At 64.6% G+C, this 22,621-nt stretch carries 21 protein-coding genes; 14 read left to right on the forward strand and 7 right to left on the reverse strand.

What is annotated here, in order from left to right:
- The first annotated feature begins 194 nt into the window (after positions 1-194).
- The 8 genes from DBR47_RS15440 (at position 195) to DBR47_RS15475 (ending at position 6,339) form a co-directional block, all read left to right on the forward strand.
- Positions 195-1,154, forward strand: a complete 960-nt coding sequence (locus DBR47_RS15440; protein WP_124451608.1) for a histone deacetylase — start codon at positions 195-197, stop codon at positions 1,152-1,154.
- Positions 1,155-1,159: 5 nt separating this feature from the next.
- Positions 1,160-1,606: an acyl-CoA thioesterase gene (locus DBR47_RS15445; RefSeq protein ID WP_370454925.1), complete on the forward strand. Its 447-nt coding sequence runs from the start codon at positions 1,160-1,162 to the stop codon at positions 1,604-1,606.
- Positions 1,607-1,689: 83 nt separating this feature from the next.
- Positions 1,690-2,331, forward strand: a complete 642-nt coding sequence (locus tag DBR47_RS15450) for a nitroreductase (protein WP_124451978.1) — start codon at positions 1,690-1,692, stop codon at positions 2,329-2,331.
- Between the two features lie 11 nt (positions 2,332-2,342).
- Complete coding sequence (locus DBR47_RS15455; protein ID WP_124451612.1) at positions 2,343-3,314, forward strand: D-glycerate dehydrogenase; 972 nt, start codon at positions 2,343-2,345, stop codon at positions 3,312-3,314.
- Positions 3,315-3,393: 79 nt separating this feature from the next.
- Positions 3,394-3,732: a DUF5713 family protein gene (locus DBR47_RS15460; protein WP_124451614.1), complete on the forward strand. Its 339-nt coding sequence runs from the start codon at positions 3,394-3,396 to the stop codon at positions 3,730-3,732.
- Positions 3,733-3,834: 102 nt separating this feature from the next.
- A complete protein-coding gene (locus DBR47_RS15465; RefSeq protein WP_124451616.1) occupies positions 3,835-4,089 on the forward strand; it encodes a hypothetical protein in 255 nt (84 codons plus the stop codon).
- 28 nt (positions 4,090-4,117) lie between these two features.
- Positions 4,118-4,669, forward strand: a complete 552-nt coding sequence (locus DBR47_RS15470; RefSeq protein WP_124451618.1) for a YdeI/OmpD-associated family protein — start codon at positions 4,118-4,120, stop codon at positions 4,667-4,669.
- Positions 4,670-4,689: 20 nt separating this feature from the next.
- On the forward strand, positions 4,690-6,339 hold the full coding sequence (locus tag DBR47_RS15475; RefSeq protein ID WP_124451620.1) for a phospholipase D family protein: 1,650 nt from the start codon (positions 4,690-4,692) through the stop codon (positions 6,337-6,339).
- A gap of 30 nt (positions 6,340-6,369) precedes the next feature.
- Here the strand turns inward: DBR47_RS15475 and DBR47_RS15480 are convergent, their stop codons facing one another.
- Positions 6,370-7,557, reverse strand: coding sequence for a DUF1501 domain-containing protein (locus DBR47_RS15480; RefSeq protein ID WP_124451621.1), 1,188 nt, complete (start codon positions 7,555-7,557; stop codon positions 6,370-6,372).
- A 13-nt stretch (positions 7,558-7,570) separates the two neighbouring features.
- Entirely contained in the window at positions 7,571-9,109 is a 1,539-nt protein-coding gene (locus DBR47_RS15485) for a DUF1800 domain-containing protein (protein ID WP_124451623.1), read from the reverse strand.
- A gap of 379 nt (positions 9,110-9,488) precedes the next feature.
- Here DBR47_RS15485 and DBR47_RS15490 point away from each other — a divergent pair, with 379 nt between their 5' ends.
- Together DBR47_RS15490 and DBR47_RS15495 are read left to right on the forward strand one after the other, a co-directional pair.
- A complete protein-coding gene (locus DBR47_RS15490) occupies positions 9,489-11,033 on the forward strand; it encodes a DNA recombination protein RmuC (protein WP_124451625.1) in 1,545 nt (514 codons plus the stop codon).
- The gene (locus DBR47_RS15495) at positions 11,030-12,214 is read left to right on the forward strand and encodes an MFS transporter (RefSeq protein ID WP_124451627.1); all 1,185 of its coding nucleotides are present in this window, start codon (positions 11,030-11,032) and stop codon (positions 12,212-12,214) included. The genes DBR47_RS15490 and DBR47_RS15495 overlap by 4 nt, the downstream gene beginning before the upstream one ends.
- A 10-nt stretch (positions 12,215-12,224) precedes the next feature.
- On the opposite strand, the gene DBR47_RS15500 is transcribed toward DBR47_RS15495, so the two are convergent.
- Both DBR47_RS15500 and DBR47_RS15505 read right to left on the reverse strand, forming a co-directional pair.
- Positions 12,225-13,214 carry a transporter substrate-binding domain-containing protein gene (locus tag DBR47_RS15500; protein ID WP_231512331.1) on the reverse strand — a complete coding sequence of 330 codons (990 nt, stop codon included), beginning with the start codon at positions 13,212-13,214 and terminating at the stop codon, positions 12,225-12,227.
- A gap of 230 nt (positions 13,215-13,444) precedes the next feature.
- Positions 13,445-14,293 (reverse strand): PA4780 family RIO1-like protein kinase, encoded by an 849-nt coding sequence (locus tag DBR47_RS15505; RefSeq protein WP_124451629.1) that lies wholly within the window; start codon positions 14,291-14,293, stop codon positions 13,445-13,447.
- Between the two features lie 344 nt (positions 14,294-14,637).
- Between DBR47_RS15505 and DBR47_RS15510 the strand changes: the two genes are divergently transcribed.
- The 4 genes from DBR47_RS15510 to DBR47_RS15525 all read left to right on the forward strand — a co-directional run bounded on the left by DBR47_RS15510 (position 14,638) and on the right by DBR47_RS15525 (position 19,555).
- On the forward strand, positions 14,638-15,870 hold the full coding sequence (locus tag DBR47_RS15510) for an ABC transporter substrate-binding protein (protein WP_124451631.1): 1,233 nt from the start codon (positions 14,638-14,640) through the stop codon (positions 15,868-15,870).
- Between the two features lie 121 nt (positions 15,871-15,991).
- Entirely contained in the window at positions 15,992-16,867 is an 876-nt protein-coding gene (locus DBR47_RS15515; protein WP_124451633.1) for a branched-chain amino acid ABC transporter permease, read from the forward strand.
- Between the two features lie 5 nt (positions 16,868-16,872).
- Positions 16,873-18,804 (forward strand): ATP-binding cassette domain-containing protein, encoded by a 1,932-nt coding sequence (locus tag DBR47_RS15520; RefSeq protein ID WP_124451635.1) that lies wholly within the window; start codon positions 16,873-16,875, stop codon positions 18,802-18,804.
- 25 nt (positions 18,805-18,829) lie between these two features.
- On the forward strand, positions 18,830-19,555 hold the full coding sequence (locus DBR47_RS15525; RefSeq protein WP_124451637.1) for an ABC transporter ATP-binding protein: 726 nt from the start codon (positions 18,830-18,832) through the stop codon (positions 19,553-19,555).
- A 44-nt stretch (positions 19,556-19,599) separates the two neighbouring features.
- Here DBR47_RS15525 and DBR47_RS15530 read toward each other — a convergent pair whose 3' ends face one another.
- The 3 genes from DBR47_RS15530 to DBR47_RS15540 all read right to left on the reverse strand — a co-directional run bounded on the left by DBR47_RS15530 (position 19,600) and on the right by DBR47_RS15540 (position 22,620).
- Positions 19,600-20,490, reverse strand: a complete 891-nt coding sequence (locus DBR47_RS15530; protein WP_197047097.1) for a S9 family peptidase — start codon at positions 20,488-20,490, stop codon at positions 19,600-19,602.
- Positions 20,491-20,647: 157 nt separating this feature from the next.
- Positions 20,648-21,934 (reverse strand): histidine kinase dimerization/phospho-acceptor domain-containing protein, encoded by a 1,287-nt coding sequence (locus tag DBR47_RS15535; protein ID WP_124451641.1) that lies wholly within the window; start codon positions 21,932-21,934, stop codon positions 20,648-20,650.
- On the reverse strand, positions 21,931-22,620 hold the full coding sequence (locus tag DBR47_RS15540; RefSeq protein WP_124451643.1) for a response regulator transcription factor: 690 nt from the start codon (positions 22,618-22,620) through the stop codon (positions 21,931-21,933). Before DBR47_RS15540 ends, DBR47_RS15535 begins: the two co-directional genes overlap by 4 nt.
- Between the last annotated feature and the right edge of the window lies 1 nt (position 22,621).

The raw sequence follows: 22,621 nt of genomic DNA on the forward strand, positions 1-22,621 counted from the left end.
GGCGTCGCCGCGCATTGCAAGGACTTTTTGTTGCGGTGCAGCAAAAAAGGTGATTTTTCGCTTCCAGGCCCCGGTGGCTTGGTGGAGCCACCCGGTTTTGCGACCCCGCTCACAGGGCTTGCACTGAGCATGGGGCTAGGCCGTGACGCGGGCATGACAGCCATGTAATCGCAAGTAAAGCTATGGTGGCGCCCATGCGCGCTTTTCATTCCGATGCCGTCAGCCTGATGTTGCCGCCGGGTCATACCTTTCCACAATCCAAGTACCGCTTGCTGCGCGAGCACTTTGAGGCCCAGCCGGGCCTGCTGCGCATGGCCCCGGCCGAGCCCGCCAGCGAGGCCGAGCTGGCCTTAGTCCATACGCCTGATTATGTGGACGCCGTCCTGCTGGGCCGGCTCAGCGCGGCCCAGCAGCGGGAGATTGGCTTCCCCTGGTCTCCGCAGATGGCGGAGCGCTCGCGCCGCTCGGTCGGCGCCAGCATCGCCGCGGCCCGGGCCGCCTTGCTGGAGGGCGAGGGGGTGGCCGCCAATATGGCCGGCGGCACCCACCATGCTTATGCGGACAAGGGCTCGGGCTACTGCGTCTTCAACGATGTGGCGGTGGCCACCCGCTTGATGCAGGCCGAGTGGCACCGTCGCCAGGGGCCGGCGGCGGGTCTTTTGCGCGTTTTGGTGATCGACCTGGACGTGCACCAGGGCAATGGCACGGCGGCCATCTTTCGAGAGGACGACAGCGTGTTCACCTTCTCCATGCATGGCGCCAAGAATTTTCCCTTCCGCAAAGAGACCAGCGATCTGGATGTGGACTTGGCCGACGGCTGCGCCGACGCGGAGTATCTGGCCGCGCTGGATGTGGCCTTGCAGCAGATTGAGCAGCGCATCGCGCCCCAGTTACCCGGCTTGGCCTTCTATCTGGCCGGCGCCGACCCGCACGAGGGCGACCGCCTGGGGCGGCTCAAGCTCAGCAGCGCCGGCCTGCTGGCCCGCGACGAAAAGGTGCTGGCCTGGCTGGGCCAGCGCCGCATCCCCGTGGCCCTGAGCATGGCGGGCGGCTATGGCCATGATCTGGCCGACACCGTGGCCTGCCAGGTCAATACCTTGCAAGCGGCGGCAAGAGCCCAGCAAGTTTGGCAACAGCAGGCGATGCAAGAATGAAGGCCATGACTTCTTCCACACGCCCCCAGCCCGAGCGCCGCAGCGACTACGCCTTGTTCGAGGACCTCAGCACCCGTTGGATGGACAACGACATCTACGGCCACCTCAACAACGTCGTCTACTACAGCCTCTTTGACACGGCGGTGAACCAGTACCTGATCCGCTCGGGCGCGCTGGACATCCATGCCGGCGCCGTCATCGGCCTGGTGGTGGAGACGCATTGCAATTTCTTCGACTCGCTGGCCTTCCCGCAGCGCATCGAAGCCGGCTTGCGGGTGGGCCAGCAAGGCCGCTCCAGCGTGCGCTACGAGATCGGCCTGTTCGCCCAAGGTGCCGAGCTTTGCGCCGCACGCGGCCATTTCGTCCATGTGTACGTAGACCGCGAGCACCGCCGCCCCGTGCCCCATCTGCCTCCCGAATATCTGAACGCCTTGAAAGGTTTGACGCTGTGACTACCCCCGAATCCCGCCGTTTTGCCCAAGTCAGCGCCGCCGAGCAGGCCGCTGTGGACGCCGCCATCGAGACTCGCCACTCCATGCGCGCTTTCCTGCCCCGCGCCGTGCCGCGTGAGATGCTGGAAGACATCTTGCGCGTGGCCTCGCGCGCGCCCTCGGGCACCAATACGCAACCCTGGCAGGTGCAGGTGCTGACGGGTGCCGCCAAGCAGCGCCTGAGCGATCGCATCCTGGCCGCTTACCTGGACCCGGAGCAAAACGCTGCCCACAAAGAGGAATACGCCTACTACCCGCAGCAATGGCAATCGCCCTATATCGACCGCCGCCGCAAAGTGGGCTGGGATCTTTACGGCCTGCTGGACATCGCCAAGACCGACAAGGCCCGCATGCAGCATCAGCATGGCCGCAACTACCAGTTCTTTGACGCGCCCGTGGGCCTGATCTTCACGATTGACCGCGTCATGCAGCAGGGCAGCTGGCTGGACTACGGCATGTTTTTGCAAAACGTGATGATTGCCGCCCGCGCACGCGGCCTGCACACCTGCCCGCAAGCCGCCTTCACCCAGTTCCACCGCCTGATCGCCGAGGAGTTGCAGCTGGCGCCCGAGCAGATGGTGGTCTGCGGCATGGCCCTGGGTTATGCCGACCCCGAGGCGGTGGAAAACAGCTTGGTCACGGAGCGCGCTTCGGTCGCCGAGTTTGCCCGCTTCATCGAATCTTGAAAGAGCCACTCATGAGCCAGCCCAAAGTCCTGGTCGCCCGCCGCATCTTTCCCGAGGTGGTGGGCCGCTTGCGCGAGTGTTTCGAGGTTGATTGGTACGACGAGAACGAGCCCCTCAGCCCTGAGCAGCTGCGCCGCCGCCTGGCCGGCAAGCAAGGCATTTTTGCCTCCGGCACCGAGCAGATCACGGCCGACTTGCTGGACGCCTGCCCCGATCTCAAGGCCGTTTGCCTGATGACCGTCGGATACAACAATGTGGACTTGGCTGCCTGCACCGCGCGTGGCGTCAAAGTATCTAACGCGCCCGATGTGCTGACCGAGACCACGGCCGACTTTGGCTTCGCCCTGATGATGGCCGCCGCCCGGCGCATCAGCGAGAGCGAGCATTTCCTGCGCCGCGGCGATTGGCAGCAATGGCGGGTCGACCTCTTCGCCGGGGCCGATATTCACGCCAGCACCCTAGGCATTCTGGGCATGGGCCGCATCGGCCAGGCGATCGCCAAGCGCGGCGCCCTGGGCTTTGGCATGCAGGTGATTTACCACAACCGCAGCCGCCTGAGCCCCGAGCAAGAAGCCCCGTTGGGCGCTCGCTGGGTCAGCAAGGACGAGTTGTTGGCCCAGGCCGATCATTTGATTTTGGTGCTGCCCTATACCCCGGAGTCTCACCACATCATCGGCGCGCCCGAGCTGGCGCTGATGAAGCGCACGGCCACCCTGACCAATATCGCCCGCGGCGGCGTGGTGGACGAAGACGCCTTGGCCCAGGCCTTGGGTGAGGGGCGCTTGGCCGCGGCCGGGCTCGATGTGTTCGAGGGCGAGCCCCAGGTCAACCCGCGCTTGCTGGCCTTGAACAATGTGGTGCTCACCCCGCACATCGCCAGCGCCTCGGTGCCGACAAGGCGGGCCATGTGCAATCTGGCAGCGGACAATTTGATAGCGGTGCTGACGGGCGGGGTGATGAAGACGGGCTTGAATGGGGGTTGAGGGCAGGTTCAACGCCGAAGGAACTCGCGCGGGGTCCTGGTGCCCACCCCAAGTCCACGACACAAGAAAGAAATGAACGATGGCGATTGCAAACAAGGCTTTCAAAGACTACGTGTTCTTGGCCGACATGCTCAGCGACAAGTACTTTCCATCTGACCTGGTTCGCAAGGGCCAACAAGTCCTCATCAGACTGTGCGAAACGATGGAAGCTGAAAGGCCGGTGGACCTGGAATCGCTCTACAAAATCACCCAGTCCGCCACCGAAGAATTCAACGTCTTGGCCGAAGAGTTCGAGGCGAATGGGAGCGAGATTGAGACCGCGGCGCGCGAGAGCATTGGCGCCGACTTTGAGTTCATCGCCAAGGCTTATGGATTCGACGCCGACCTTGAAGAACTGATCAGCAATCGGGAGTGGTGAATCCGAGTAGTAGGCTAAGAGCTCGCAAAGTTCGGGGCCTCAGTTTCTATCTAAGACCTGACCCCCATTGATTCGACCTGGAACTTCAACCTCGAGTCCTAGATGAAAACTCTGTTCAACGATCCCGTCCATTGGGCAGGCTCCGCGGTCGCAAGCAAAACTCGCTTTGTTCTGAACGGTCTTGCCCTTTCCGCACTGATCGGCTTGGCCCTTTTTCAGGCCTCGCAAGACGGTTGGCGCTCCGCTGTGGGTATGGCGCTGCTCCTGATCTGCCTGCAGTTCTATCTGCTCTACGCCATGCGCGCGATGTATTTGCTGGCGCTCGCGCAGGGCTCGGCAAGTCGCGACCTGGCTTGAGTAAACGCGCCTTCGGGCTTGGCTTGAAATGACAAACGCAGAACCCTCGACCTTCCAGGCCCCATTGCTTTGCCCGGCGCAGCCTGGAACGGATGAGGCATGGGCCTTCCTGCTGCTGCCCAAGGCCGTCAGCGACACCTTGCCCAGGCGCGGTCGGACCAGCGTCGAGGTCTGCATCAAGGGCTACCGCTTCCAGGCCACGCTTGAGCCGGATGGTCAGCTGAGCCATTGGCTCAAGCTGAGCCAGGAAAGGCTTGAGGCTGCCGGTGTGAGTGTGGGCGAGATGCTCACGGTTCAAATCGCAGCGCTCGCTCGGGAGCCTGAGCCGCAATTGCCCGAAGACTTGAGGCAAGCTCTGGCGGCCAGCCCCTCGGCCACAGCGGTTTGGCAGGCCACGACGACGCTCGCAAGGCTTGACTGGATTCATTGGATAGAGTCTGCCAAGCAAGCCAAGACCCGCCGCGATCGGGTGATCGCCGCCTGCGACATGCTGTCTGCGGGCAAGAAGCGGGTGTGTTGTTTTGATCAGTCTGGTTTCTACAGCAAAAGCCTCAGTGCGCCCCGGGCGGTGGGCGAGTGAGTCGATCTCCGGGTTTTCCTATGCAAGACCGCGCCTTCCCTCCATCGGCCCTTAAGGCCTTTCTGCTCACCTCCTACCTGCCATGCTTTTTAGGCGCTTGGCTGCGCGCCTTGCTCAAGGCCTGGCCCGGCTTGCTATTGGCCTTGAGCGGCCTGTTCTTGTCGGCTTGCTCCGACGCCGAGGCTCCGGTCGCCGCTGAGGCTCAGCAGCAGCCGATCGCCCTGCGGCCTGAAGCACTCAGGCCCGGGCTCTTGCAAGAGGCCGCCGCGCGCGTGGCGCAACAGCCGGGCGCGGGCCGGAACGCGGTGTGGATGCTGGCCGATGGTTACGCTGCCTTGGCCGCGCGCTTGTTGCTGGTGCAGCAGGCGCAGCGCAGCCTGGATCTGCAGTACTACATCTGGCATGACGATATTGCCGGCGCCTTGCTATTCGATGCCCTGCGCCAGGCGGCCGACCGAGGCGTGCAGGTGCGCCTGCTGCTGGACGACAACAACACCGCCGGCATGGATGAGCTGCTGGCCGCGCTGGACGCGCATCCGCGCATCGAAGTCCGCTTGTTCAATGCCAACGAGCACCGGCGCTGGCGCTGGTTGGGCTATATCACTGATTTCACGCGCATGAACCGGCGCATGCACAACAAATCACTGACGGCCGATGGGCTTGCCAGCATCGTCGGTGGGCGCAATGTGGGCGACGCGTATTTCGGTCTGGGTGATCAAACCTTGTTTGCCGATTTGGATGTGCTGGCCCTGGGGCCGGTGGCGGGCGATGTGAGCGCCGATTTTGAGCGTTACTGGCGCAGTGCGCCGGTGCGACCCGCAGGCTCGCTCCTGGCGGCGGCCCAGCCCGGCGTGCTGGAGGTCTTGGCTGTGCGGGCGCAGGCCTTGTCGCGCACGCCGCAGGCGCGCCGCTACATCGAGGCCTTGTCGGCGCAAGGCTCGGCGGGCAGCCTGTTGAACGGCCGCCCGCCCGATGCCTGGAGCAGCCTACAGCTGGTCAGTGATGACCCCGCCAAGGGCCTGGGGCCGGTGCCCGCTGCCAGCCTGCTCACCCATGAGCTGGCGCAGGGCCAGCAGCCGCCCAAGCGTTCCCTGCATCTGATCTCACCCTACTTTGTGCCGGGGGAAAAAGGCATGCAGTGGTTCGCCGAATTGCGGCGCCAAGGCGTGCAGGTGCTGGTGCTGACCAATGCGCTGGCGGCCACCGATGTGGCCGTGGTGCATTCGGGTTATGCCAAATACCGCCATGAACTCTTGGCAATGGGGGTGCAGCTGTGGGAGCTGAAGCCCGACGCCTCGGCCCCGAGCATCGTCTCGGCTTTTGGCGCTGAAGGCAGCTCCTCGGCCAGCCTGCATGCCAAGACTTTTCTGGCCGATTGCGACCGTCTCTTCGTGGGTTCCTTTAATCTCGATCCCCGCTCGGCCAGCCTGAATACCGAGATGGGAGTGACGCTGGCCGCCCCTGACTTGGCCCAGACCGTGTGCGCGCATCTGCAGGCCCAGCTGCCCTTGCATGCCTATCAGCTCAAGCTGGCTACAGACGGGCAGATGGAGTGGTGGGAAGAGCAGGCGCAAGCTCGCAAGGTCTGGACCGAGGAGCCGCACAGCAGCGCTTGGCAACGCGCCATGCTGCGGCTGCTGGCCTGGCTGCCGGTGGAGTGGTTGTTGTAGCGCCTAGCCGCGCTTCGTTCCGCCATGCGATCAGAGCAGCCCCAAGTCCCTGGCCTTGGCCCCAGGGAAGACTTGGCTGAGTTGCGCCGCGCTCAAGCCGTACTGCCGCTGGAACAAGCCGCCCAGCACGGCGCGGTAGTCATTGAGCACGGACAAGTCGCGGTCCTGGAACAGGGTGGCGCGTTCCACGGCGACCTGCTCGCCTGCGACGCGCTGGCCGCGCATGCCGCCGCCTAGCACCCACATCACCGTGCCGTGACCGTGGTCGGTGCCGCGGTTGCCGTTCTGCCTGAAGGTGCGGCCGAATTCGCTGAGCACGACGACGGTGGTGTTCTTCCAGGCCGGCCCCATCTCTTGCGCGAAGCCGGCCAGGCCTTGGCCCAACTCGTCAAAGCGGTTGGCCAGATAGCCGGTGGCGCCGCCCTGGCCCACATGCGTGTCCCAGCCGCCCACATCGACAAAGCCGAGATTGAAGTTCTCGCGCATCAGCTTGGCGATGCGCCGGGCCTCCAGCTCAAAGCCCTTGGCCGAGATGGCCTGGCGGCTGGCGGCCTGCATCTCGCCGGCCAGATCGCGCATCAGCTCCTGGCGCAAGGCGAAGCCCTCTTGCACCGTCGCGGCCAGCGGCGTGCCGCGGTACATGGCGGCAATGATCTCGCTCTGACGCGTGTCGATCGCGGGCTTGGCCAGGGATTTGAGCGCGGTATTGGGCACCTTCTCGCTACCCTGGAAAATCTTGGGCAGTTGATCGGTGAAGGCCATGGGCGAGCTCCCACTGAGCTGGCCGGCCAGGCGGTTCAGAAAGCCCGAGCCATAGTCTTTGCGCCCGCTGCTGGGCTGGCCCAACTCCATGCTGTCCTGCGTCTCGAAATGGCTGCGCGATAAGTCGTCGGTGCCGGCAAAAGGCACGAAGGCCAGCTCGCCTCGCTGGTAAAGCGGGTAGAGGCTCTCGCGCAGGGCCGGGTGCAAACCCCAGTCGCCGTTGAGCGGCAGGGCCGATGTGAGCTCGGAGGAGGGCGGGGCGATGGCGATGTCTTTGCGCACCTCGTAGTAAAAGCTGCTGGCGTGGGGCACCAGCAAGCTGGCGGCGTCATAGCCGCCGCGCAGAAAGACCAGCAAAAACTTCGGCGCAGAGGCGCTGGCCCCGGCCGCCAGCAGCCGGCCGGTGGCGCCTAAATTCAAACCCAGGGAGGCAGCTAAGAGTGTGCGGCGACGCATGGTGATCCTTTGCCTAGCGGCTCATGAATTCGGGTGAGGACAGCAGGAATGAATTCCACTCTTGCGGCGAGTTCGCTTGTTCCAAGGCCTGTTGGGTGGCCGGGCTGAGCGTCTTGGCGATGGATTTGTAGAACAGCGCATTGGCCAGCTGCGGGAAGGCGGCTTTCTCTTGCGGCTGCGGCCCCTCGGTTTTGAACAGGCCGGCGCTGCCCGAGCCTATGGCCTTGGCGATCTCGAAGCGGGTGCTCATCTGGCCGGGGCTGCTCCAGGCCTTGGCGCTCAAGGGGTAGCCGTCGGGCGTGAGGCGGCCGTAAAGCGGCTCGCCCATGCGGTTCAGCCAGTTGAGCATGGGGCCCACATTGAGCACCGGCTTTTGTTCATAGGCCAGGCGCACGGCGGAGACCACATAGCGCATCGGGTCCTTGAACTTGCGCGGCCCGGCTTGATTGAACTCGGCCGAGTTGAACAGCAGCGCCAAGGTGGCCGCGATATCGCCCCCGTTCGCTGTGAAGGCCTGCGCCATGCGCTGCACCAAGGCGGGCGGCGGCTCGTCGCTGAGCCAGAACTGGGCCAGCTTGCGGCTGATGAACTGGGCCGTGGACGGATGGCTGGCCAGGCGGTCCAGGGCCTCGTTCAGCTCGGCCAGGCCTTGGGCCTTGATGGGCTGGCCCAGCAGCGTCTTGACACCGAAGTCATGCCGGGCCGGGTTGAACTCGAACATGGCTTTGCGTACATAAAAGCCTTGCAAGTCTTTTCTCAAGCGGGGCGTGTCGGGGCCAGCGTTGCTGCCTACACCGGTGAGCACACGGGCCAGCTCCTGCACATCGCGCTGGCTGTAGCCGCCGTCCACGCCCAGGGTGTGCAGCTCCATCAGTTCACGGGCGAAGTTCTCGTTGATGCGGCCGACGGCGTTCTGCTCGTTGTCCAGATAGCGCAGCATGGCCGGGTGGGTGGCCACCGCGCCCAGCAAATCACGGAACTTGCCCAGGGCGTGGGGGCGAACAGCACTTTCTTCATAGTCGCCCACCATGGCGCGCAGATTGCCCTTGCCCTGGAAGATGCTGAAGTGGTTCAGCCAGAACCAGTTCATCTGTTCCAACACTTGATGGTTGGAGTAGAGCGCCCGCAGCAGATGGCGGCTGGCCGCCTCGCGGGCCAGGCGATTCATCTCTTGCTGGAAGGCTTGCTGGGCGGCTTTCTTTTGCTCGTCGTCCTTGATCGCATCGGCATCCTTGCGCCGCTGCTCCATCGTCAGCACCAGCTCTTGCAGCGGCTTTTGGGCGATCGTCATGGCCTCAATCTGGGTCTGCAGCTGGCGCGGTAGCGCCGGGCCTTGGGGGTGGAGCTGGCCCTGCAAAAAGGCCTGAGCTGGCTGTTGAGAGGCCTGCTCAAGCGTGTTGCTATTGGCGCCCCAGCTCAGGCGGTTGACCCAGGCATAGTCCACCGAGGCTGTTGGCTGCACGGCGCCCGGGCCGGCGCAGCCGCTCATCCCGCCAGCCAGGGCGAGGGCGCAAACAAAGGCGGCGTTGCGGGGGGAGCATGTCAGACGCATGGGTGTGGCCCTGGGCAGAGTCGCAGTCGAAATTTCAGGTTAGCCGTGAAGCTTGAAGAAGACAACGCCGCAAGCATGCCTGCCCGAGGACAATTTCTCTGTGTTTGTTTGCAAAGTTCTTGCACTCCTTCGCTGCTTTGGAATCACACCGCCTAGCGCCCGGTCTAGGAGGCTGTCGGACTTGGAATCCGCCGGCGGACAATCGGCCGCAGCGGCCCATTTCTCACCGGCTTTTTGCCCCATAGCCTGGCTATGGGGCTGCAAATCCGGCAAGAACTGGTCTCGCTGGGGCCGATTTCCGCTTTCGGCGGCCCAAGTCCGACAGCCTCCTAGGCCCGCCAGGCGAGCGAGCCCGGCAGCGCACTGACACAATGGGCGCATGAGTATTTTTGAATTGCTGGTTCTGGTCTTGTTGCTCTTGCTGATGGTGCTGCTTTTGTGGGGTTTACGCCTGCAAATGCGCAGCGGCGCCGCGGCAGCCGAGGCGGGCCAGCAAAGCAGCGATTTGCTCAGCCGCCAGCTCGGGGCCCTGGTGCAAGCCTCCAGCGAGCGTCTGGAGCGCGAATTGCGCAATGAGCTGAGCCGCAGCAATGCTGGCATGCGGCAAGAGTTGTTGCAGACCCTGAGCCAGTTTCAGCAGGCTTTGCTGAACCAGGGCGGCGATGTGGCCCGCACCCAGAACGAGCAGATCGACTCCTTTCGCCTGCAGCTGGCCAATCTGCAACAAGGCCTGAGCCAAGGCCTGCAGCAAAGCACCCAGGCTTTTGCCGCCCAAGCGCTGGCGGCCCGTGAGGCGCAAGACGCCGCCGCGCTGCGCGGCACGCAAGCCCAGACCGAGGCCTTGCAGCGCCTGGGTCTGAGCATCAATGAGCAGCTCAAGGCGATGGCCGATCGCAATGAACAGCGCCTGGCCCAGGTGCAGACGGCGGTCGATCAACGCCTCAGCCTGATCCAGCAGGACAACGAGAAAAAGCTGGAACAGATGCGCGCCACCGTCGACGAAAAGCTGCACGCCACCCTGGAACAACGCCTGGGCGAGAGCTTCAAGCAGGTGGCGGACCGCCTGGAGCAGGTGCACAAAGGCCTGGGTGAGATGCAGAACCTGGCCCGCGATGTGGGCTCGCTCAACCGCGTGCTCACCAACGTCAAGACACGCGGCATCTTTGGCGAGGTGCAGCTGGCCGGCCTGTTGGAGCAGGTGTTCACGCCCGAGCAGTACGCCAGCAATGTGGCCACCATCCCCGGTAGTAGCGAGCGGGTGGAGTTCGCGATTGCGCTGCCCGGCCAGCGTGAGGATGGCGCGCCCTTGTGGCTGCCCATCGATGCCAAGTTCCCGCGCGAGGACTACGAGCGCCTGCTGGAGGCGCAGGACCGCGCCGATGCGGCGGGCGTTGAAGCGTCTGCCAAGGCCATCGAGAATCGCTTGCGCCTGGAGGCCAAGACGATTCGCGAGAAGTACATTTCGCCACCGCACACCACCGACTTCGGCATGCTCTTCGTGCCCACCGAGGGCCTGTATGCCGAGGCCCTGCGCCGCCCCGGCCTGGTGGAGGCCTTGCAGCGCGAGCACAAGGTCATGCTGGTGGGGCCCACCACCTTGCTGGCCACGCTGACCAGCTTGCAGATGGGCTTTCGCACCCTGGCGCTGGAGAAGCGTTCGGCCGAAGTCTGGGAGGTGCTGGGCGCCGTCAAGACCGAATTTGGCAAGTTTGGCGAGGTGCTGGCCAAGACCAAGAAGAAACTGGAAGAAGCCAGCAACACCATCGACGCGGCCGAGACCCGCACCCGTGCCATGACGCGCAAGCTCAAGAGCGTGGAGGCCTTGCCCGAGGAGGCGGCGGGCAAGCTGCTCAAGCTGGGTTTGCCGAGCGGCGCGGCCGGGGCGCTGGAAGAGGCAGAAGATGCGGATGGGGCTGAGCTTTGAGCGCCGAGGCGGCCCATGCACGCTCGGCGGCCGAGCTGCGGCGCGCCTTCCCCTGGCTGATCGCCACCCTGGTGGCCGTGCATGCCTGCATGGCCGTCACCCGGGTCGCGGCCTCGCTGTGGACCCTGAACCAGGGCTTTGGCGAGTGGACGGTGGGCGTGCTCCTGAGTCTGTTTGCCATCGCGCCCATCGCCTTGTCGCTGTGGGCCGGGCGCCTGGCCGATAAGCATGGCTTTCACCGACCGGTGGGCTTTGGCGTTAGCCTGGCCTTTACCGGCGCTGTCGTGGCCTTGGCTGGCCAGTCGCTGTGGAGCATTGCCTTCAGCTGCTTACTCTGCGGTGGTGCGGTCAGCGTGGCGGCGGTGGCCTTGCAACGTGAAGCAGGGCTGATGGCGGATGAGTCCTCCGAACTCAAACGCATCTTCAGCTGGGTGGCCTTGGGGCCGGCTTTGTCCAACGCCCTGGCACCGGTGGCGGCGGGCTTGTTGATCGACCACATCAGTTTTCGCGCTGCCTTCGTGCTGGCGCTCTTGCTGCCTCTGCTGGCCTGGGGCCTGGCGCAGAAAGTGGCGCGCCACCCACCCAATCCGCAAAGCCATGCCAGCAAGACCCGGCCCGCCTGGGATTTGCTCAGGCGCCCGGCCCTGCGCAATCTGCTGCTGCTCAATGTGGTGCTGTCGGCCTGCTGGGACGCGCACAGCTTTGTGGTGCCGGTGGTGGGCCATGCCAAGGGCTTGAGTGCTTCAGAAATCGGCCTGGTGCTGGGTGCGTTTGCGGTGGCGGCCACCTGTGTGCGCCTGGCCATCGTGCGCTTTGCTCAGCATCTGGATGAGTTGAAGGCGGTGCGCAGCGCGATGGTTTTGGCCACGCTGATGTTGCTGGTCTATGCCTGGTTGCCGGGCACGGCGGGCTTGATGGCGGGCTCGGCCGTGCTGGGTCTGGCCCTGGGTTCGGTGCAGCCCATGGTGTTGGCCTTGCTGCATCAGGTGACGCCGGCGGACCGCCAAGGTCAGGCCCTGGGCCTGCGCATGCTGGTGGTGAACAGCGCGACCGTGGCCATGCCGGTGGGCTTTGGCTTTTTGGCGGCCGCCACGGTGGTGGCCGCGCCCATGTGGTTGATGGCCAGCCTGCTGGTGTTGGCCCAGTGGCCGGCCAGCGTGATCCGCAAGCCGCAGGACTGAAGCCTGCGCCCTAGCTGCAGGTCTTGGCGACCAGGCTGCTGCTCAATCCCGCCTTTTGGGGCTTGCCGAGCTCGCCTCGTGATCCCGCTTGGCGGAACCAAAGCTCCTTGCGCTCCAGCGGTGTGGCGGCCGGCAGCAGGGGATTGGGCAACTCGATCACCATGCGAGAAGCGAGCGCAGCCTTGCGCAGCAGCGGGCCGAAGTGGCGCTCGAACAGGCAGTCAAAGCTGCCGTCCAGCAGGGCCTGCTCCAGGCCCTGGCGCACCGTATCGGCCAGGGCTTGATTGTCTTTGCGCACGAAGAAGTAAAGCGCCGTGGGGTAGTGGATCAGCACATGCGTGTCCACCGCGAGCTGGCCCTGGCCCAGCAGATCTACTTCCTGCCAGGCCTCCAGCACCGAGCGCGGGAAGTAGTCAAAGCGATGCAGGGCCAGCATGCGGAACAAGGCCTCGTAACTGCCCACCCCGTTGACGCTGATGCCGCTGTTGCGCAGGATTTGGGTGTCGGGCCAGTCTTGACCCTGGCCGGCCACCAGGGCTTGCAGGCCTTGCAGATTGCGCACACCGGCCAAGGCCTCGGGCCGGTCGGCGGCGACCAAGGCCACGCGCAGGCCCAGCAGGCCTTTGTCTATGGGGATGCGTATGGGCAGCAGCGCGTTCTCGCGGGCCACCGAAGTCATGCTCCAGGCGATGTCCAGGCCATGGCCCAGCTCCAACTCCTTGAGCACGCGCAGCTGAGTCATGGCCGTGGCGGCGGGCTCCAGCTGATAGAGCGTGCCCGTTTGCTTGGACAAGGCCAGGCGCAGCAGGTCCAGCACATAGCTGTTGCGAGCGTCGCGTTCTGACTCTGGCCGCGGGTAGACCAGACTCACCCGCTTGGGCGCCACAGCCTGGGCCCGGGCAGGGCTGGGCAGGGCCAGGTTGGCCAGCAGCAAGGCCGCCATCAAGCAAGCCTTGAGTAAACCCGACAAGCTGGAATGCAGCCCTTGCAGGGGTTTCATGGGTAAGCCTGTCTCGAACTGTCAGGGATGGGACCTTGGGACGAGTTCTGGAAGCCTTTTGCTTCCTATTTTTGTGACGGCATTTGCTGCCCTAGCCTGGCGCTTGCTAGCGCCAGAAATGAGCGGACTGCGGCGATGATAGGTGAGGCTTTGTGGTGCTGGGGGGCAGAATTCCCCTTCATTGATCGGGGTCAATTCCGCCTTTTGCGGACCGCGGCCTGCTGGCGGGTTCAGCGGGCCTGGCTCATGTGCAGGCGGCGGGCCGCGTCTTCGTCGCGGGCATCGTCGATTTCGCGCAGCACGCCGCGCAGGTCCACCGTCTTGTGCTTGCGTTGGAAGCGGCCGCTCAAGGGCGTGTCGGGCTGCAGGGCGCCGCGCTCGTAGAGGGCCCAGATCTCGGCGCCGAAATCGGTTTGCAGCAGGGCTGGCGCTGTTTGGCCGAAGAAGTTGCGCAGGTTTTCCACATCGCGCAGCAGCATGCGCTGGGCGTGGTTGTTGCCGGCTGCGTCCACCGCCTGGGGCAGGTCGATGATGACGGGGCCGTCTTCGGCCAGCAAGATATTGAACTCCGACAAATCGCCATGCACCACGCCAGCGCACAACATGCGCACAACTTCACGAATCAGGCGGGCGTGATGATCCAGGGCTTGTTCGGGTGTGAAGACGCTGTCGTTCAGGCGCGGGGCGGCATCGCCATGGGCGTCGCAGACCAGCTCCATCAGCAAGACGCCTTCGAAGAAGAGGTACGGTTTGGGCACCCGCACGCCGGCGGCGGCCAGGCGATAGAGGGCGTCGACCTCGGCGTTTTGCCAGGCCTCTTCCTGCTTCTCGCGGCCGAAGCGCGTGCCCTTGGCCATGGCGCGGGCCTCGCGACTGTTCTTGACCTTGCGGTTCTCGGTGTAGTCCACCGCCTGGCGGAAGCTGCGCTGCGTGGCCTCTTTGTAAACCTTGGCGCAACGGGTTTCCTCGCCACAGCGCACCACGAAAACCTGCGCCTCCTTGCCGCTCATCAGCTGGCGCTGCACGCCGTCGATCAAGCCTTCGTCCAGCAGTGACTGCAGTCGTTTGGGTGTCTTCATCCCTGCATTGTCGATGCTGGGGCGAAGGTGGGGCGAAGGAGGCGTTTGCGGGCGGGCTTGGGTTTGGAGAAAGGCGCTGCCGCCACCATTTTTTTGCTGGTCTGAATTGGGCGTTAGCGGCGCTTGGGCGCTTGATTTGCGCGGCGTTGGTGCAAGCGTGGCGTCAGGTTCGCCGGCCGTTCTGCTACATACTGGCCCGGCCAAACTCGGGAAGTTTTCCGTCGTTCTAGGTAGTCGCACGATGACGAGGACGGGCCGAGTCTGGCATCGTAGAAGACACAAGTTGAACCCGTTCGCAAACGGGCCCAGGCCAAGTGCAAACTCATATGGAAGAGACAAAGCTCATGAAAATCATCAAGCATTCCCTGACGGCTGTGACTCTGGCTGCGCTGAGCTTCAGCGCCCTGGCGGCCGATCCGATCAAGATTGGCGTGTCTGGCCCCTTCACCGGCGGCTCCTCATCCATGGGCGTCAGCATGCGCGACGGTGTGCGCCTGGCGGCCGACGAAATCAACAAGGCGGGTGGCGTGCTGGGCCGTCAGATCCAGCTGGTCGAACGCGATGACGAGGCCAAGAACGAACGTGGCGTGCAGATCGCGCAAGAGCTGATCAACAAGGAGAAAGTCGCCGCAACGGTGGGCTATATCAACACCGGCGTGGCCCTGGCCTCGCAGCGCTTCTATCAGGAAGCCAAGATCCCGGTGATGAACAATGTGGCCACCGGCTCCCTGATCACCCATCAGTTTGCCAACCAGCCCGAGAACTACATCTTCCGCAACGCCGCCCACGACAGCATCCAGGCGCCGATGATTGTGGAGGAGGCGATTGCCCGCCGTGGCTATAAAAAGGTCGCCATCCTGGCCGACTCCACCAACTACGGTCAGCTGGGCCGGGCCGACCTTGAAAAAGCGCTGGATCTCAAAGGCATCAAGCCGGTGGCGGTGGAGAAGTTCAATATCAAGGATGTGGACATGACCGCCCAGCTGCTCAAGGCCAAGGAGGCCGGTGCAGAAGCCATCCTGACCTACGCGATCGGCCCTGAGCTGGCGCAGATCGCCAACGGCATGACCAAGCTGGGCTGGAAGGTCCCCATGATTGGCAGCTGGACGCTGTCTATGGCCAACTTCATTGACAACGCCGGCCCCGGCGGTGAGGGCGCGCGCATGCCGCAAACCTTTATCCAGGAGCCGACGACGCCCAAGCGCCAGAGCTTCATCATCAATTACCTGAAGACTTTCAACCCCAAGAACGCGCGCATCGACTCGCCCGTCTCGGCCGCGCAAGGCTATGACTCCGTTTACCTGCTGGCTGCCGCCATCAAGCAGGCCGGTGGCACCGAGGGCCCCAAGGTCAAGGCCGCATTGGAAGATCTGAAAACGCCGGTGGAAGGCGTGGTCACGACCTATAACAAGCCCTTCTCCAAGACCGACCACGAGGCCATCACCGCCAACATCCCGGTGTTCGGCGAAGTCAAGGGCCAGCGTGTGGTCTATGCCTACGAGGCCGACTTCAAGAAGGCCTCGGAAGTGCGCGTCAAGGACCCCAACGCCAAGGGCGCGCTGGCCGTCAAGAAGTAAGCAGCGCTCACTGCTGAGAGGCAGGTGTGAAGCCTCACACCTGCCTCAGCCTGCCGAGCGCCGCGCAAGACTCGCCGCGATTCGGCAGGCCCTTTTCCTTTCTTGAACTCAGGTCCTTGCCATGCAAATCTTGACTCAACTGGTGTTCAGCGGCATCGCCCTGGGCATGATTTATGCCGTCATCGCCTTCGGCTACCAACTCACCTTCGCCACCTCCGACACGCTGAACTTCGGCCAGGGTGACGCCCTGATGCTGGGCGCGCTGGTAGGCCTGTCCCTGGTGGGTTTCGGGGTCAATTACTGGATGATGATTCCCCTGGTCTGCCTCTTCGGTGCCTTGCAGGGCGCGGTGGTGGAGCGCATCGGTGTGCGGCCGGCCATCAAGATGAAGTCCGAGTTTGGCTGGATCATGTCCACCATCGCCCTGGGCATCATTTTCAAGAACGTGGCCGAGAACGTCTGGGGCCGCGACGACCTGAAGTTCCCCTCGCCCCTGCCCGAGTCGCCCTTGCATCTGCTGGGCGCCAATGTGCTGCCCATGGAGTTGCTGGTGATTGGCGGCGCCCTGGCCATGATGTTGTCGGTGGAGTTTTTCAACCGCCGCACCATTTACGGCAAGGCCGTGGTCGCCACCTTCAATGACCGCGACGCGGCCAAGCTGATGGGCATCAACACCGGCCTGGTGATCACCTTTTCGTATGCGCTCTCGTCCATGACCGCCGCCTTTGCCGGCGTGCTGATCGCCCCGCTGACCCTGACCGGCGCCACCATGGGCGCGGTGCTGGGCCTCAAGGCCTTTGCGGTCGCCATCATCGGCGGCCTGACCAGCGGCATGGGCATCATCGTGGGCGGCGTGATTTTGGGCGTGGTGGAGACGACCACCGGCTTCTATCTGTCCACCGGCTACAAGGATGTGCCCGGCCTGGTGTTGCTGCTGATTGTTTTGGCCGTCAAGCCCGCTGGCTTGTTTGGCAAGACCGCCATTAAGAAGGTCTAACGACGATGTTCAACGCCAAAAAATTCTTTGCCGGCGCCCTGGCTATCGCGGCCCTGGCCGCCTTCCCCCTGGTCTCCGGCAACCCTTACTACATCCACCTGGTCGAGACCATCATGATCTACGCGATCGTGCTGTTCGGCCTGGACATCGTGGTGGGCTATACCGGCCAGGTCTCGCTGGGCCATGCGGGCCTGTTCGGCATCGGGGCCTACACGGCCGGGGTGCTGGTGTTCAAGCTCTCGGCTCCGCTGTGGATCACCTTGCCGGCGGCCATTCTGGTGACGGCAGGCTTCGGCGCCTTGCTGGCCTTGCCGGCCCTGCGGGTGATGGGGCCCTACCTGGCCATGGTGACCCTGGCCTTCGGCACCATCATTCAGATCCTCATTAACGAGATGAGCTTCCTCACCGAAGGCCCCATGGGCATCACCTTGAGCAAGCCCAGCCTCTTAGGCCATCAGCTGGACGAGACCGAGTACTACTGGGTAGTCGCCTTGATGCTCTTGGCCTCCCTGGTGTTTGTGCACCGGGTGCTGCGTTCGCATCTGGGCCGGGCTTTTGAGGCCTTGCGCGGCAGCCCGGTGGCTTCGGACTGCATGGGCGTTTCGGTCTATCGCTACAAGGTCTACGCCTTTGTGATCAGCGCCGGCCTGGCTGGCTTGGCGGGCGCCTTGTACGCTTACTCTGAACAGTACATCTCGCCCAATACCTATAACTTTGAGCAGACGGTGCTGTTCCTGCTGGCCATCATCATGGGCGGTCGCAAGACCCGCACCGGCGCCTTGCTGGGCGCAGCCATCATCGTCATGCTGCCCAAGCTGCTGGATGATCTGGCCCTGTTCCGCATCGTCTCGGTGCTGCTGGCCTTGGTCGTGATGGTGTCGGTCGGTGTTGCTTTCAAGCGCGGCAAGATCGCGCCCAAGGCCGCTGCGATTCCGGTGGTGGGCAGCATCGCGCTGGCGGCCCTGTCCTTCAAGCTGGAGACCATGACGGACTGGCGACTCACCGTCTTTGGTCTGATCACGCTCTTCGTCGTCTACTACCTGCAAGACGGCATCGTGGGTTTTGTGCGTAACGCCTTGAATCTGCGGGGCCATGCCGCCACCGATGCCGACGACGCCGCCAATCTGCCCAATATCGCCGATGCCCTGGGCCAGCGCGCCGGCACGGGCAATGCCGAGTTGCTGGAAGCCAAGCAGATCCTGATGCAGTTCGGCGGCCTGAAGGCGCTGAACAATGTCGATCTGAAGATCAAGCGCGGCACCATTCACGGCCTGATCGGCCCTAACGGCTCGGGCAAGAGCACGATGATGAATGTGCTGACGGGCATCTATGTGCCCACCGCCGGCACGGTCACCTTCGGCGGCCGTACGCTGAACGGGCGCACCTCGTCTGACATCGCGCTCTCGGGCATTGCACGGACCTTCCAGAATGTGCAGCTCTTCGGTGAGATGACGGCGCTGCAAAACGTGTTGGTCGGCCTGCACCACAGCTTCAAGAGCAATCTTGTCGATGTGGCCTTGCACCTGCCCCGCTATCTGCGCGAGAACCGGGAGAACACCGCGCGTGCCCTGGGCCTCCTGCGCTTTGTGGGCCTGGCCGATCTGGCCGGCGAGGAGGCGCGCAATCTGCCGTATGGCAAGCAACGTCTGCTGGAGATCGCTCGCGCCCTGGCCCTGGACCCACAGCTGCTCCTGCTCGATGAGCCGGCCGCCGGCCTGACCGCGCCCGATATCAAGGAGCTGATCGCCATCATCCGCAAGATCCGCGAGCATGGTGTGACCGTGATCCTGATCGAACACCATATGGATGTGGTGATGAGCATGTGCGACACCGTTTCGGTGCTGGACTTCGGCCAGAAGATCGCCGAAGGCCTGCCCGCCCAGGTGCAGGCGGACGAGAAGGTCATCGAGGCCTACCTCGGCGGCCAGGCTTCCTGAGTGCTTGATTTCAAGGATTCCCAATATGCTCCAAATCAAAAACCTCAGCGCCGGCTACGGCAAGGTCCAGGTCCTGCACGGTATCTCCATCGAGGTGCCCAAGGGCAAGGTCGTGACCTTGATCGGCTCCAATGGTGCGGGCAAGACGACCACCATGCGCGCCGTCTCCGGCATGATCGCGCCCACCGCCGGTGAGATCGTGCTCAACGGCAAGCCCATCGCGGGCCTGGAGTCCTACGAGATCGCCCGCCGCGGTCTGGCCCATTCACCCGAAGGCCGGCGCGTGTTTGCCACCATGACGGTGACCGACAATCTGCGCCTGGGCGCCTTCCCGCGCTATACCGGCAGCCGGCCCAAGGGCGATGTGGAGGCCGACCTGAGCCGCGCCATGGATCTGTTCCCCCGCCTCAAGGAGCGCCGCGAGCAACTCGCCGGCACGCTCTCCGGCGGCGAGCAGCAGATGCTGGCCATGGCCCGCGCCACCATGCTTAATCCGGACGTAATGCTGCTGGACGAGCCCTCCATGGGCCTGGCCCCCATCCTGGTGGCCGAGGTCTTCCGCATCATCGAGCGGCTCAAGGAGCAGGGCGTGACCATGCTCCTGGTCGAGCAGTTCGCCGCCGCTGCGCTTGGCGTGGCCGACTACGGTTATGTGCTGGAAAACGGCCGCATCTCGCTGCACGGCCCAGCCGAGAAGCTACGCAATGACCCGGCGGTGAAGGCGGCGTATTTGGGGGGCGGTGGGCACTGAGGCCCATGCGCGGCCGGGCTTCTCGCCCGAGGGGGCTTGCTGCCCTAGAACCAGTCCCGCATCTGCGCCGGGTAGTCCTTGGGCAGGATGTGGCCGCCAGGGAAGCGCAGATGCTTTTTCTCGCGGCCGGGCAAGGCCTCGAACAAGGCTTGGTTCTGCTGGAGGCTGGCGACTTCATCATCGTCGGCGCTGAGCAGCCAGAGCTTTTTGTCGGCCAGGGCGGGCGCAAAGCGCAGCGGGGCCACGGCGGCGACCTTGTCGTCCAGATGCGGCGGTACGATGGCGGCCACGGCCGTGATGCGGGGCTCCTGGGCGCCCAGGATCAAGGCCATCTGCCCGCCCATGCTGTAACCGCTGACCTGGATTTTGCGGCCGTCGATCTGAGGCTGTGGCAGCAGCCAGTCCAGCAGCAGGCGGTAGTCCTTGATGCTGTCGATGATCATGGCCTCATAGGGCTCGCGCTTGCCCCAGAGCTTCATATCGCGCATCAGATCGAGCACGCTGTACTCGAGATTCTTGCGTTCACCATGGCGGCGCGCGTCCAGGGCCAGCACCGCATAGCCTTGTTGCAGGGCCTGCTCGGTGACGAGGTGGGTGTGCTCCAGGGTTTCGCCGCCCTTGTACGTGGACTGCCACCAGCGCATATGGCTGCGGCCCAGGCCGTGGAAGGCGATCAGCAAGGGGAAGGGCGATTTGGCCTGGGCCGGGTCGCTAGGGTATTTGATGCGGCCGTTGACCGGCGCGCCATCGAAGCTGTTGAAACGGATCTCGTAAGCGTGCTCGCCCAGGTGTTTAAGGCTTGGAGCAAAAGCAAGCGGCGCGCTGTAGTCGTAGCGCGCCTGCACTTGCTCGGGGGAGGGTTGATAGGGTTTGAGTCCGAAGATGCCCCACCAAAGTGCGGCGGTGGTGGCGAGGACGGCGAGTGCTGTGAGCATGAGCTTGCTTGCCTTTTTCCTGAAAGTTGTTTGCATGGGGTTGCCTATCAAGGCCTGATCGAGGCCGGAACGGCAAGACTAAGCGGCCAGATGTGAAGCCTCTGTGAGGCCGTCTGATCGCGCCCCGCCAGCGCCTGCTTGCCGTGCGAACAGCGGCTTAGGCGTCTGTGCAAGCATCCAAGAGCCTGACCGTGGTCCAGCCCGCCGCATGCTGCAACTGCAGCTGCAGGCCCTGGGCCTCGGCCAGGCGGCGCACGATGGACAAGCCCAGTCCCAGGCCGGCGCTGGCCTCGCTCTTGAGGCCGGTTTGGCGGCCGGCAGCGTCAGCCGCCAGCAGGGCCTGGGGTGGCGCTAGGCTGGCATTGGCGATGCTCAGGCACTGCGCATCAGCGCTGATGCGGATCTGCGGCGACTGTCGGTGCGCCAAGGCATTGCCGAGCAGATTGGCCAGCAGCAGCTGGGTCAGGGCGGGCGGCCATGTGCGCGTGACCGTGGCGTCTATCTGCAGCTCAAGTTCAATGCCTTGCTGATCCAGCAAGGGCGCATGGGCCAGCACCAACTGCTCGATTTGCGGCAGCAGGGCGCGCGGCTCGCCGGCCGCGAAGGTGGGCGTGGACTCGCGGGCCAGGGCCAGCAGCAGGTCCACCGTCTGCTGCAACTGCCAGAGCGCTGCGCTCATGGAGGCCAGGGTCGCGCTTTGCTCGGGCAGGGCACGGGCTTGCAAGTCTTCGCAGGCCAGGCGCAGCACCGCCAGCGGGGTGCGCAACTCGTGGCTGGCGTCGCGGGTGAAGGCTTGTTCACGGGCGATCAGCTCGCGGGTGCGCAGGTTCAGCTGGGCCAGCTGAGTGGCCAAAAGGCCGACTTCATCATCGCCATAACTCTGCGCCAGATCGGTGGGGAGTTCCTCGGGCCGGCTCTGCGCCACGGCCTGCGCCAGACGGGCCAGGGGCGCGCTGCTGCGGCGCGCCAGCCACCATGCCAGGCCCAGGGCCAGCAGGGTCAGGCCAGCCCCCCAAAAGGCCAACCAGCCCAGCAGCTGCTGGCGCATCGGCCTCACCACCAGCTGGCCGCTGACCTCGGCCACCAGCAGGCTACCGGCCGCGTCCAGCGTCAGCAGGTGGTAGTGGCGGCCCTCGCTGCCCGCCAGTTCCTGCGAGCGAGGCTCGGCCTGGCGCGCCAGGACCAGATCGGCGGGCAAGGCCTGGCCCGGGCCGTAGAGCCGGATGAAGTCCTGCGCCGGCTCGCGCCAGCCCTGACCGGCGGCTTGACTGGCTTTTTGGCGCTGCGCTTCCTGGCGCAGGGCGGTGTTGAAGAACTGGTCTTCCACCGCGTAGACAAAGGCCATGGCAAAAAGGCCAAACACCGCGCTGACCAGCAAGGTGTAGGTGGTGAAGGCCAGCATCAGGCGCTGTTGTAAACGGGGGCGGTGGGGCGAGGTCTTCATGCTGCAACGTCCAGGCGCAGACCGACGCTGTGTACCGTCTTGATCAGGCCATGCGCCGGCCCCAGGGCCTGGCGCAAGGTGTAGAGATGGCTGCGCAAGGCGTCGGACTCGGGCGGCTCATCGGCCCACAGCGCTTGCTGCAACTCGCTGCGGCCGAGGGTGCGCGGCCAGGCTTCGGCCAGGGTTAGCAGCAGGCGGTAGGCTTGGCGCGGCAGGGCAGGCAAGACCTGACCCTCAATGCTGACCTCGGCGCTGCGGCGGTCGATTTGCAGCGGGCCGCGCTGCAGCACCGGGCTGCGGCCCAGCTCGCTGCGCCTGGACAGGGCCTGGCAGCGCCACAGCAGCTCCTCCCCCGCAAAAGGCTTGAGCAGATAGTCGTCGGCACCGGCGCCAAAGCCCTGGCGTTTGTCGTCCAGAGTGTCGCGGGCGGTCAGCATCAGCACGGGGATGGGGCGCTCGGCTTGCTCGCGCAGCTGCTGGCAGACCTGCAAGCCGTCCAGGCCGGGCAGACCCAGGTCCAGCACCATCACATCGGGTGGCCAATCCAGGGCCAGTTGCAGGCCCAAACGGCCGTCGCTGGCCTCCTCGACAAGCCAGCCAGCCGCTTGCAAGAGGCTGACGATTTGGGCGCGCAGCGGGGCATGGTCTTCGACCACGAGGATGCGCGGGGGCGGCTGCTGGCTCATA

Source organism: Paucibacter sp. KBW04 (assembly GCF_003852425.1).
Classification (GTDB): Bacteria; Pseudomonadota; Gammaproteobacteria; order Burkholderiales; family Burkholderiaceae_C; genus Paucibacter_A.